Source organism: Pseudomonas sp. GW823-FHT03E05 (assembly GCF_058796855.1).
Window position 1 is genome coordinate 218,193 of record NZ_JBXAJB010000008.1, and the last position, 12,164, is coordinate 230,356.

At 64.4% G+C, this 12,164-nt stretch carries 10 protein-coding genes; 2 read left to right on the plus strand and 8 right to left on the minus strand.

Going from position 1 to position 12,164, the window contains the following annotated elements:
• Nucleotides 1–42: 42 nt before the first annotated feature.
• From AC1RCO_RS27830 to AC1RCO_RS27850, 5 genes are all read right to left on the minus strand, one after another.
• Nucleotides 43–1,824 carry an ABC transporter ATP-binding protein gene (locus tag AC1RCO_RS27830; RefSeq protein WP_169892275.1) on the minus strand — a complete coding sequence of 594 codons (1,782 nt, stop codon included), beginning with the start codon at nt 1,822–1,824 and terminating at the stop codon, nt 43–45.
• Between the two features lie 31 nt (nt 1,825–1,855).
• Nucleotides 1,856–2,458, minus strand: a complete 603-nt coding sequence (locus AC1RCO_RS27835; protein WP_169892285.1) for a DsbA family protein — start codon at nt 2,456–2,458, stop codon at nt 1,856–1,858.
• 36 nt (nt 2,459–2,494) lie between these two features.
• Nucleotides 2,495–3,436: an oxygen-dependent tRNA uridine(34) hydroxylase TrhO gene (gene trhO, locus AC1RCO_RS27840; RefSeq protein WP_011062595.1), complete on the minus strand. Its 942-nt coding sequence runs from the start codon at nt 3,434–3,436 to the stop codon at nt 2,495–2,497.
• Between the two features lie 102 nt (nt 3,437–3,538).
• Nucleotides 3,539–3,838, minus strand: coding sequence for a BolA family protein (locus AC1RCO_RS27845; RefSeq protein WP_011062596.1), 300 nt, complete (start codon nt 3,836–3,838; stop codon nt 3,539–3,541).
• 12 nt (nt 3,839–3,850) lie between these two features.
• Nucleotides 3,851–4,366: a DUF2059 domain-containing protein gene (locus AC1RCO_RS27850; protein WP_015636579.1), complete on the minus strand. Its 516-nt coding sequence runs from the start codon at nt 4,364–4,366 to the stop codon at nt 3,851–3,853.
• Nucleotides 4,367–4,559: 193 nt separating this feature from the next.
• Between AC1RCO_RS27850 and AC1RCO_RS27855 the strand changes: the two genes are divergently transcribed.
• A complete protein-coding gene (locus AC1RCO_RS27855; RefSeq protein ID WP_011062598.1) occupies nt 4,560–5,954 on the plus strand; it encodes a class II fumarate hydratase in 1,395 nt (464 codons plus the stop codon).
• Between the two features lie 73 nt (nt 5,955–6,027).
• Here AC1RCO_RS27855 and AC1RCO_RS27860 read toward each other — a convergent pair whose 3' ends face one another.
• The 3 genes from AC1RCO_RS27860 to pap all read right to left on the minus strand — a co-directional run bounded on the left by AC1RCO_RS27860 (nt 6,028) and on the right by pap (nt 9,936).
• Nucleotides 6,028–6,987 carry a DMT family transporter gene (locus AC1RCO_RS27860; RefSeq protein WP_019093385.1) on the minus strand — a complete coding sequence of 320 codons (960 nt, stop codon included), beginning with the start codon at nt 6,985–6,987 and terminating at the stop codon, nt 6,028–6,030.
• A 147-nt stretch (nt 6,988–7,134) separates the two neighbouring features.
• Nucleotides 7,135–8,319, minus strand: coding sequence for a thiolase family protein (locus AC1RCO_RS27865; protein ID WP_207239750.1), 1,185 nt, complete (start codon nt 8,317–8,319; stop codon nt 7,135–7,137).
• A gap of 102 nt (nt 8,320–8,421) precedes the next feature.
• Entirely contained in the window at nt 8,422–9,936 is a 1,515-nt protein-coding gene (gene pap / locus AC1RCO_RS27870; RefSeq protein WP_011062601.1) for a polyphosphate:AMP phosphotransferase, read from the minus strand.
• A gap of 148 nt (nt 9,937–10,084) precedes the next feature.
• Here pap and mnmC point away from each other — a divergent pair, with 148 nt between their 5' ends.
• A complete protein-coding gene (gene mnmC / locus AC1RCO_RS27875; RefSeq protein ID WP_207239749.1) occupies nt 10,085–12,061 on the plus strand; it encodes a bifunctional tRNA (5-methylaminomethyl-2-thiouridine)(34)-methyltransferase MnmC2/FAD-dependent 5-carboxymethylaminomethyl-2-thiouridine(34) oxidoreductase MnmC1 in 1,977 nt (658 codons plus the stop codon).
• Nucleotides 12,062–12,164 lie beyond the last annotated feature (103 nt).

Genomic DNA, 12,164 nt, shown 5'->3' on the forward strand with positions numbered 1-12,164 from the left:
AAATTCAAGCACTAAGCACAGAAAGACGGATAAAACTCAAGGCTATCGAACCTGCTGCAAATGCCCGTACAGCTTGGCGTAAAGGCCGCCATCGGCAATCAGCTGCTGATGGTCGCCATCTTCGGCAATCTGCCCGCCATCGAACACCAAAACCCGGTCCGCCTGTTTTACCGCTGACAAGCGATGGGCAATGATCAGCGTAGTCCGCCCACGCAGAAAACGCGTCAAGGCCTGATGCAGGTTGTACTCGGTGGCGGCATCCAGGGCGGAAGTGGCCTCATCGAGAATCACCACCTTGGGCTCGGCCAGAACCATCCGCGCAATCGCCAGGCGCTGGCGCTGGCCCCCGGACAAACGCACGCCGGAACGCCCCACCACGCTGTCCAGCCCCTGCGGCAAGGCCCTGACGGTAGCGTCCAACTGGGCAATTTCCAGGGCCTGCCAGCAGGCTTCGTCACTGCGCTCGCGCCCCATGGCCAGGTTGGCGCGGATCGTGTCGTTGAACAGCGCGGGATGCTGCAACACCACCGCCACGTTCTCCCGCACCGTCTCCAGGCCGATTTCCTGCTGGGTCGAACCACCAAAGCGGATCACCCCGGTCTGCGGTGTGTACAGCCCCAGCAGCAACTGCACCAGGGTGCTCTTGCCGCCACCGCTGGCACCGACAATGGCTACCTTTTCACCGGGAGCGATGGACAGGTCCATATTGTCCAGCACCCGCTCGTCACCGTAGCCGAAGCTCAAGCCGCGGACCTCGATGCCGACGGTCTCGCGCCCCACGAACGGGTCCGCACCCGGGCCGTACTGCGGTTCGTCGGCCCGCGCCAGCAGCTCGTTGATCCGGGTCAGTGCGCCGCCCGCGGCGTAGTAGGCGTATTGCAGGTTCAGCAACTGTTCCACCGGCCCGATCATGAACCACAGGTAACTGAATACCGCCAGCATCTGGCCGATGGACAGGTCGGAGAACAACACGGTCAGCATCGCCGCCGCGCGGAAGATATCGATGCCGAACTGGAACAGCAGCCCGCTGGCGCGGCCCGAGGCATCGCTTTTCCATTGCGAGGCCACAGCGTAGTCCCGCACTTCCTCGGCACGCCGCCCCAGGCGCCCGAGAAAGTAGCCCTGGCGATTGCTCGCGCGAATTTCCTGGATAGCCTCCAGGGTCTCGGTCAGGGCCTGGGTAAAGCGCGAAGTGCTGTCGTTTTCCAGCTTCTTCAGGTGCTTGACCCGCTTGCCCAACTGCACCGTGGCGAAGATCACCAGCGGGTTGAACAGCAGGATCAGCAAGGCCAGTTTCCAGTGCATCCACATCAGGATGCCCGCCGTGCCCACCAGGGTCAGCATGGCCACCAGGAAGCGGCTGAGGGTCTCGCCGACGAACTTGTCCACAGTGTCCAGGTCGGTGACCAGGTGAGTGGTGACCGTACCGCCCCCCAGGCTTTCGTATTCCCCCAGGGAAATGCGCTTGAGCCGCTCGATCAGCCGCACGCGGATGCGGTAGACGATGTCCTTGGCCAGCCCGGCAAACAGCCGCGCCTGAATCACGTTGAACACCAGCGCCGAGCAGCGCAGGATCAGCGTCACCATGAGCATCAGGCCGATATAGCCAGCGGCACTCTGCCATCCCTGGGGCAGGAAGCGGTTCATCACCTGCAGAGCGGCATCGCCGTGCCCCAACAGCACCTCATCCACCAGCAAGGGCAGCAGCAGCGGGATCGGAACACTGCACAGGGTCGCCAGCACGGCGACGCCGTTGGCGATCCACAGAGATTTCTTGTGCTCAAGAGCCAGGCGACGGATATGCGCCCAGCTCAGGCGATCGATCGGCTTACCGCTGACGCTTGAATCCACCGGCTCAGGCACAGGCGGCACGCTCCAGCCAGCGCCCCAACAGAGGAGACAGCTCGCTCAGCGGCTGATAGCCGTTGGTCAGCAACGCCAACTGGCCATTACGCTCGGCCAGCAAGGTAGGAAAGCCGGCGATTCCCAGGTCCTGGACCCAGGTGAAGTCCGCCGCGGTAGCCACATGCTGCTCGGCCCGGTCGAAGGCCTCGGCGAATTCGATGCGCGGCACCCCTGCCCGCTCCGCCAGCTCCACCAGCACACTGGCCAGGGTGACATCCCGGCCTTCGACATAGAACGCCTGCTGGATCAGCCCCAGCAGGGTCCAGGCGCAGTCCGCCGCCAGGCCACGTGCGGTGACGATGGCGCGACAGGCCGGTTCGGTGTCATAGACAAAGCCATCGGGCAAGGCGCCCTCGAAGCCGAACGGTTGGCCGGTGGCCTGGTGCACCGCCTGCCAGTGCTCGAGGATGTAGCGCCGGGTATTGGGTTCCAGGGCCGCACCGCTACCGGTACGCAAGCCCCCCACCACCAGGTGCACCTCGACCCCGGCGGCCCGGGCCTGCTCCGCCAGGGCCTGGGCCACGGGCGCAAAGCCCCAGCACCATGAACACATCGGGTCCATCACATAGAGCAGGCGGGCAGACATGGCTCAAGCCTCGGAAGAAGATTGCTTGTAGTTGTAACCAATCGGGTGCGGCATGTTGCGAGCCTTGGCCAATTCGATCTGCTTCTGCCGGTCGATGGCACTGCGGCGGGTCTTCTCGCTCAGCTTGTCCCAGCAGTGCGGGCAGCTGATACCAGGCACATAGTGCTCGGATGCACGATCCTCGACGCTCACTGGAGTACGGCAGGCATGACATTGATCGTAGTCGCCTTCGCTCAGGTCGTGGCGCACGGTGACCCGGTTATCGAACACGAAGCAGTCGCCCTGCCATTTGCTCTCTTGCTGCGGTACCTCTTCGAGGTACTTGAGGATCCCGCCCTTGAGGTGGAACACCTCGTCGAAGCCTTCGCTGAGCATGTAGCTCGAGGCCTTCTCGCAACGGATGCCGCCGGTGCAGAACATCGCCACCTTCTTGTGCTTGCTCGGGTCGAAGTGGGCTTTGATGTAGTCCGGGAATTCGCGGAAGCTGGTGGTCTTGGGGTCGATGGCGCCTTCGAAGGTGCCAATGGACACTTCATAGTCGTTGCGGGTATCGATCAGCAGCACTTCCGGATCGCTGATCAGGGCGTTCCAGTCCTGTGGCTCGACGTAGGTCCCGACCTTCTTGTTGGGATCGACGCCGGGCACGCCCAGGGTAACGATCTCTTTCTTGAGCTTGACCTTGGTGCGGTAGAACGGCTGCTCGTCGCAGTAGGATTCCTTGTGATCGATATCCACCATGCGCGGGTCGTTCTTCAGCCAGGCCAGCAGCCCGTCGATGCCTTCGCGGCTGCCGGAAACCGTGCCGTTGATGCCTTCTTCGGCAATCAGCAAGGTGCCCTTGATGCCGTTGTCGAGCATTGCCTGCAACAGGGGCTCACGCAGGTTGACGTAATCTTCGAGGGTGACGAACTTGTACAGTGCCGCCACGACAATAGGTTGTGCCATGGGTAATCTCCAGGTGGCTACCCTCGTAAAGGGTGAACCGGATGCAAAAAAAAACGCGCCGGCATAAGCGGCGCGTTGCGGATTCTAACAAAAAAACCGCGGTTAATGCTGACTGCCACCGGCACAGGTCGGCGAAGCCGGAGCCACACCGATCTTCGACCATTCCTCAGGCGTATAAGTGTGCAGCGCCAACGCATGGAACTGGCCCATCAGCTCACCCAGGGTGGCGTAGACCTTCTGATGGCGCTTGACGCTGTTGAGGCCGGCGAACTGCTCGCTGACCAGTACCGCCTTGAAGTGGGTTTCCAGGCCACGGCTGTGCATGTGGCTTTCATCCAGCACTTGCAGGTGCTCGGGCTGCAATGCCCCGAGCGCCGCTTCGATACGTTGTTGCATGGTCATTGCGGGCTCCGCTTACTTCTTCTTCGCCGGGGCAGCCTTGGGCTCGAGCTCGGCGGTCATGTCAGCCAGCAGCTTGTTCACTACCGGTACCGCGCTTTCCAGCTTGGCCTGGGTCATCTGCGCCGATTGCTGGGTCAGCTGGGGCATTTTTTCCAGGACTTTCTTGCCCAGTGGCGACTGATAGAAAGCCACCAGTTCCTTGAGCTCCGATTCGCTGAAATTGCTGGTGTAGAGCTTGACCATGTCCGGCTTCAGCTTGTTCCAGCCAATGGCCTGGTCCAGGGCGGCATTGGCCTTGGCCTGGTAGGTTTCCAGCAGGGCACGCTTGGATTCCGGGGCTTTGGTCTGCTCGAAGCGCTGGGCGAACATTTGCTGAACTTGCATGTACACCGGGGTACCGAGCTTGTCCGCATGGGCCAGGGTCAGGAAGGCCTCGGCACTGGCGTTGTGGCTGGCGGTATCGGCAAGAACCTGGCCGCTGGCACACACCAGAACAACCGCGGTACAGATGGCACGAAAACGGGTCATCGAGTTTCCTTTATCTAGCAGGCGAGGTAGAACCCCAAGGGCGCCCATTCTGCGCCTATTAATCCGCGTCCCTCAACCCCACGCCGACCGGCCCCCGGTTTTGCTCGGCCATGGCGGGGAAAAACCCCCGGCATGGAACCCGAGCCGCGGATCACGGCCTAAACTGGCCTGTCAGACTAGGAGGATTGCCACGATGAACCGAATCGAAACCGACAGCCTGGGCCAGGTTGAAGTCCCGCAAGAAGCCTACTGGGGCGCGCAGACCCAACGTTCGCTGGTCAACTTCGCCATCGGCAACGAACGCATGCCCTTGGCGGTGCTGCATGCCCTGGCCCTGATCAAGAAAGCCGCGGCGCGGGTCAACGACCGCAACGGCGACATCCCTGCCGATATCGCCCGCCTGATCGAACAGGCCGCCGACGAAGTGCTCGCGGGCGAGCATGACGACCAGTTCCCTCTGGTGGTGTGGCAGACCGGCAGCGGTACCCAAAGCAACATGAACGTCAACGAAGTGCTGGCTGGACGGGCCAACGAGCTGGCGGGCAACCCTCGGGGCGGCAAGACGCCGGTGCACCCCAATGACCACGTCAATCGCTCGCAGAGCTCCAACGACTGCTTCCCCACTGCCATGCACATTGCGGCGGCCCAGGCGGTGCAGTTCCAGTTGCTGCCAGCGATCACCGAGCTCTCCGGCGGCCTGGCCGAGCTGTCGGCGCGGCACATGAAGCTGGTGAAGACCGGTCGCACCCACATGATGGACGCCACCCCCATTACCTTCGGCCAGGAAATCTCGGCCTTCATCGCCCAACTGGGGTACGCCGAGCGCGCCATCCGCAGCGCTTTGCCGGCCGTCTGCGAACTGGCCCAGGGCGGCACCGCGGTAGGCACCGGGCTCAACTCACCCCACGGTTTCGGCGAGGCCATCGCCGCCGAGTTGGCGGCGCTCTCGGGCCTGCCCTTCGTCACGGCATCGAACAAGTTCGCCGCCCTGGCCGGCCATGAACCGCTGACCAGCCTTTCCGGCGCCCTGAAGACCCTCGCCGTGTGCCTGATGAAAATCGCCAACGACCTGCGCCTGCTGGGCTCCGGGCCACGGGCGGGCCTGGCCGAGGTCAAGCTCCCCGCCAACGAACCCGGCAGCTCGATCATGCCCGGCAAGGTCAACCCGACCCAGTGCGAAGCCCTGTCGATGCTGGCCTGCCAGGTCATGGGCAACGATGTGACCATCGGCTTTGCCGCCAGCCAGGGCCACCTGCAACTGAACGTGTTCAAGCCGGTGATCATCCACAACCTGCTGCAATCGATCCGCCTGCTGGCCGATGGCTGCAGCAACTTCCAGCACCATTGCATCGCCGGGCTGGAGCCTGACCCGCAACAGATGGCCGCGCACCTGGAGCGCGGGCTGATGCTGGTGACCGCGCTCAATACCCATATCGGCTACGACAAGGCCGCCGAGATCGCCAAGAAGGCCTATGCCGAGAACCTGACCCTGCGCGAGGCGGCGCTGGAACTCGGGTACCTGACCGATGAACAGTTCGATGCCTGGGTCCGCCCGGAAAACATGCTGGAGGCCGGGAAGCAGGGGTAAGACCGCAGTCGCCTTCGCTAGCGAGCCAGCTCCTGCCACAACCCGACTGCAGGAGCTGGCTCGCCAGCGAAGCTCAGCCCGCCGCAATCCGCTGCCGCCTCGCTCGCAACCCCGCCATCAACGACGGACCCAGTGCCGTCAGCGCCGACCCCAGCACCACCAGCAGCGCCCCGCCATAGCCCAGGCCATTGATCTGCTCGGCCTGCACATACTCGGGCCAGAGCCAGGCGGCCCAAGCCACCGCGACAAAGGTCACCAGCGGCGTAATGGCCAGGGTCGCGCTGACCCGCGACGCTTCCCAATGGGCCAGAGCCTCGGCAAAGGCGCCATAGGCAATCAGGGTATTGAGGCAGCACGCCAGCAACAGCCAACCCTGCAACGGGTTCAACTCCAGCGCCTCCAGCGGGTGAGCCCAAGGGGTGAGCAACAAGGCGCAGAACAGGTAGATCACCATCATTACCTGCAGGGAATTCCACACGCTCAGCAGTTGCTTCTGGCCCAGGGCGTAGAAGGTCCAGACCGCGGAAGCGGCAAGAATGGTCAGGACCCCCGCGGTGTAGTCGCTCAGGGAAGTCAGCAGTTCGCTCAGGCGCTGATTGAAGAACAGCCCAAAGCCGATCAGCAGCACCAGAAGCCCCAGGCCCTGGCCGAGGCTGAACCGCTCCTTGAATACGAACAGGCTGGCGATCAACAGCAGGATAGGCCCCATCTGCACCACCAGTTGCGCGGTGCCCGGGCTCAACAGATTGAGGCCCATGAGGTACAGCACGTAATTGCCTACCAGGCCACAGACCGAGATCGGCACCAGCCAGATACCCTTGGGCCCCAGCACTCGCCAGCGCGGCAGGCGCCCCACCGCCGCCAGGTAGGCCAGCAGGCAGCCACCGGACACCGTCAGGCGAAACCAGGTCACGGTGACCGGGTCCATCACTTGCAGTACCTGCTTGAGCTTGATGGGCAGGATGCCCCACAACAGCGCGGTCAGTAAGGCCAGGAACAGACCATAGACCCAGCGACCGGACGAGACGTGCATGCGAACCCCACAAGGCCTTACGAGCAAGGTTCACATACTAGGCCTGCGCCGGCAGCCGACACAGAGACAGTTGGCGACAAAGCGCAAACAGGATTGTGCAGGTCGCAAACCGGCCCCACGGGAGCCGGCTTGCCGACGAAGCGAAACCTAGCGTACCGCCTCGAACAACCCCGTGGCCCCCATGCCGCCACCCACGCACATGGTGACGATGCCATAGCGCAGGTTGCACCGCTGCAGCTCGCGCACCAGATGCCCGACCTGACGCGAACCGGTCATGCCGAACGGGTGGCCGATGGAGATCGAGCCGCCATTAACGTTGTAACGGGCATTGTCGATCTCCAGGCGGTCGCGGGCATACAGGCACTGGGAAGCGAACGCTTCATTGAGCTCCCAAAGATCGATATCAGCCACGCTCAGGCCCTTGGCCTTGAGCAGCTTGGGCACCGAGAACACCGGGCCGATACCCATCTCGTCCGGCTCGCAGCCGGCCACGGTAAAGCCGCGGAAGAACGCCTTGGGCTTGAGCCCCAGGGCCAGGGCCCGCTCCAGGCTCATCACCAGGGTCATCGAAGCACCGTCGGACAGCTGCGAGGAATTGCCCGCCGTCACCGAACCGTCGTCGGCAAACACCGGCTTCAACGCCGCTAGGTTTTCCAGGGTGGTGTCGGGGCGGTTGCAATCGTCGCGGTCCACCACGCCATCAAGGATCTGCACCTCACCGGTGTTCTTGTCCTCGACCTTGTACTTGACCGTCATCGGCACGATCTCGTCGCTGAAAAGGCCGGCGGCCTGGGCCTGGGCGGTACGCTGCTGGCTTTGCAGGGAGTAGCGGTCCTGGGCTTCGCGGCTGACACCGTAGCGCCGGGCCACCACTTCGGCGGTCTGGCCCATGGGGAAGTAGATGCCCGGTACCTGCTCCTTGAGAAGCGGGTTGACCAGGTTTTCGGTGTTGACGCTCTTCATGGTCAGGCTGATGGATTCGACGCCACCGGCCACGATGATGTCGCTGCAGCCGGAGGCGATCTGGTTGGCGGCGATGGCGATCGCCTGCAGGCCCGAGGAACAGAAGCGGTTGAGGGTCATCCCCGCGGTGCCGGTGCCCAGGGCCGAGAGCACCGCGACGTTGCGCCCTATGTTGAAACCCTGGGCCCCTTCATTGGAGCCGGCGCCGACGATGCAGTCCTCGACACTGGCCGGGTCGATGCCGTTGCGGGCGAGCAGCGCATTGACGCAGTGGGCGGCCATGTCATCCGGACGGGTCTGGTTGAACTTGCCCCTAAAGGACTTGGCCAGGCCAGTCCGTACGCTGTCGACGATCACCACTTCACGCATGACGCACCTCATTGTTGTTGGCGGCAGGAAGAGCATCGAGCATAGATCCCCCTCCTGTCCCGCCGCGACAATCATTCACTGGGCGTATGCGCGACCATCGACCTACTTCTTGTCTTTCTTGTCGTGCTTGTCCGAGCGCTCGAACGCGGCTTCCAGGGCGCGGTTGATGGTGCGCAGAACCTTGACCCGGGCCCAGCGCTTGTCGTTGGCCTCCACCAGAGTCCAGGGCGACACCTCGGTGCTGGTGCGGTCGACCATGTCGCCGACGGCAGCGCGGTAATCGTCCCACTTGTCGCGGTTGCGCCAGTCGTCCTCGGTGATCTTGAAACGCTTGAAGGGAATCTCCTCCCGGGCCTGGAAGCGCTCCAGCTGGGTGTCCTTGTCGATGGCCAGCCAGAACTTGACCACGATCACCCGGGCATCGGCCAACTGCTCCTCGAAGTCGTTGATCTCGCTGTAGGCCCGCAACCAGTCGGCGGGGCTGCAGAAGCCCTCGATGCGCTCCACCAGCACCCGGCCGTACCAGGAACGATCGAAGATGGTGAACTTGCCCCGGGCCGGGATATGCCGCCAGAAACGCCAGAGATAGGGCTGGGCGCGCTCCTCTTCCGTGGGCGCGGCAATCGGCACGATGCTGTACTGGCGCGGGTCCAGGGCCGCCGCGACCCGGCGGATGGCCCCGCCCTTGCCCGCCGCGTCGTTGCCTTCGAACACCGCCACCAGGGCGTGCTTGCGCATGCGCTTGTCCCGCAGCAGGCCGGCCAGGCGCGCCTGCTCGGTAATCAGTTGTTCTTCGTAGTCGTCCTTGTCCAGGTGCTGGGTCATGTCCAGGCTGTCCAGCAGGCTGAGCTGATCCACCGCCGGAGGCAGCGGCGCCGCGTTGACCTGGGTGGCTCGCAGGGGCTGGCGGTTCAGCGCGCTTTGCAGCCCTTCCAGGAGAATCCGCCCCACGGTAAGGCTGCGGTAATGCGGATCGACGCCCTCGATCACGTGCCAGGGCGCATAGTCGCGGCTGGTGCGGCGCAGCACGCGCTCGCCGTACTTGACGAACTTGTCGTAGGTTTCTGACTGCTGCCAGTCCAGCGGGCTGATGCGCCAGCTGTGCAGCGGGTCGTCCTGCAACGCCTTGAGGCGGGCCTTCATCTGTTTCTTGGACAGGTGGAACCAGAACTTGAAGATCAGTGCGCCTTCATCGCAGAGCATCTTCTCCAGGCGCTCGGCGCCGTTGATCGCCTGGTCCAGGCGCGGATCCTTGATCTCGCCATGGACCCGGCTCTGCAGCATCTGGCTGTACCAGTTGCCGAAGAACACCCCCATGCGCCCCTTGGCCGGAAGCATCCGCCAGTAGCGCCAGGCCGGTGGCCGCGACAGTTCCTCGTCGGTCTGCTGGTCGAAGGTGCGCACCTCGATCAGCCGCGGGTCCATCCATTCGTTGAGCAGCTTGACCGTCTCGCCCTTGCCCGCGCCCTCGATCCCGTTGATCAGCACGATCACCGGAAAGTTCGCCTTCTGGCGCAGTTCGAACTGGGCTTCGAGCAAGGCCTCGCGCAACGCCGGCACCTCGGCATCGTAGGTTTCTTTGTCGATGGCGTGACCGATTTCAGCGGATTCGAACATGGGTGGCTCCCTTCCAAGAATTTTCCAAGACTAGCGGATCGACCTCGGCCAGGGAAAACAAATCCCCGAACCTGCAGCGCCTTGCCATGGATCAAGCGCCGCCGGCGCGATCGGCTAGAATGGCCGCCTTGCGCAACATGAGCCGAACATGATCCCTGAACTGCCCCACGCCCAGCTCGACTGGGACGACCAAGGACGCCCGCGCTCGCGGGTCTTCGACGATGTGTACTTCTCCAGCGAATCGGGCCTGGATGAAACCCGCCACGTGTTCATCGAACAGAACCGCCTGGGCCAGCGCTTTGCCGCCCTGGCCGATGGCGAACGCTTCGTTATCGGTGAAACCGGCTTCGGCACCGGGCTGAACTTTCTCTGCGCCTGGCAGTTGTTCCAGCAACAGGCCCCGACCGGTGCCCGGCTGCATTTCGTCAGTGTGGAAAAGTACCCCTTGAGCCCTGCCGACCTGCAACGGGCCCTGGCCCTGTGGCCGGAACTGGCGAGCTTCTCTGCACCGCTGCTGCAGCAGTACGTGGCAGTGCATGGCGGCTTCCAGCGCATCGTGCTGGAGGGCGGGCGAGTGACCCTGACCCTGCTGATCGGCGATGCCCTGGAGCAACTGCCGCAACTGGACGCCCAGGTCGATGCCTGGTTTCTCGACGGTTTCGCACCGGCCAAGAACCCCGACATGTGGACCGCCGAGCTCTTCGCCGAACTGGCGCGCCTGGCCGCCCCAGGTTCCACTATCAGTACCTTCACCAGCACCGGCTGGGTGCGCCGGCTGCTGAACAGTGCCGGCTTCAAGATGAAACGCACCCCGGGCATCGGCCACAAATGGGAGGTACTGCGAGGCGAGTTCCTCGGCTGGCCAGAGGATGCGCCGGCGCCGGCCAGGGCCAGGCCCTGGTTCGCCCGCCCCCCGCGGCAAGAGAAGACCGCCCTGGTGATCGGCGGCGGGCTGGCCGGTTGTGCCAGCGCCGCCAGCCTGGCCGCCCGCGGCTGGCAGGTGCAATTGCTGGAGCGTCATGCAGAGCTGGCCCGGGAGGCCTCGGGCAATCCCCAGGGCGTGCTCTACCTCAAGCTCTCGGCCCACGGCACCGCCCTGTCGCAGATGATCCTCAGCGGCTTCGGCTATACCCGGCGCCAACTGGAGCATTTGCAGCGCGGCCAGGACTGGGATGGCTGCGGCGTGCTGCAACTGGCCTTCAATGCCAAGGAAGCCGAGCGCCAGGCCCAACTGGCCGCGGCTTTTCCCGCCGACCTGCTGCACCTGCTGGACCAACCCCAAGCCCAGGCCCGGGCCGGTATCGGCCTTGAGCACGGAGGCCTGTTCTACCCCGAAGGTGGCTGGGTGCATCCGCCGGCCCTGTGCCAATGGCAGGCCAGCCACCCGCGGATCCAGGTCCTGGCACACCGGGAAGTCCTGGAACTGCGCCGGGTCGATGAGCAATGGCAAGCCTGGGACGGCGACCGGATGCTGGCCAGCGCCGCGGTGGTGATCCTCGCCGGTGCGGCCGAGATCAAGCGCTTCCCGGCCAGCGCCGATCTGCCCCTCAAGCGCATTCGCGGGCAGATCACCCGCCTGCCCCAGACCGCACAAAGCCAGAGCCTGGCCACGGTGGTCTGCGCCGAAGGCTACGTCGCCCCCGCGCGCCTGGGGGAACACACCCTGGGCGCCAGTTTCGACTTCAAGAGCCAGGACCTGACCCCCACCAGCGCCGAGCATGCCGGCAACCTGGAGATGCTGCGTGAAATCTCCGGCGACCTGCTGCACCGCCTGGGTGCCGAGCAACTGCCCCTGGACAGCCTGCAAGGCCGCGCGGCCTTCCGCTGCACCAGCCCGGACTACCTGCCCATCGTCGGCCCCCTGGCGGACCCGCTTGCCTTTGCCGAAACCTACGCCGCCCTGGGCAAGGATGCGCGCCAGGTGCCGGACCTGCCCTGCCCCTGGCTCGACGGCCTGTACATCAACAGTGGCCACGGTTCCCGTGGGCTGATCACCGCGCCGCTGTCCGGCGAGCTGCTGGCCGCCTGGCTGGAAAACGAGCCCCTGCCCCTGCCCAGAAGCGTGGCCGAAGCCTGCCATCCGAACCGTTTTGCCCTGCGTCGCCTGATTCGCGGCAAGGCCTGAAGCAGAGCGGCGGCACTGACTTTCCAGCGCCGCCAATGGCCGCTGGCCAGCACCAAGCGCTACATCCAACCGTCCGGCCCCACTCAACTGCTTATAACCGATC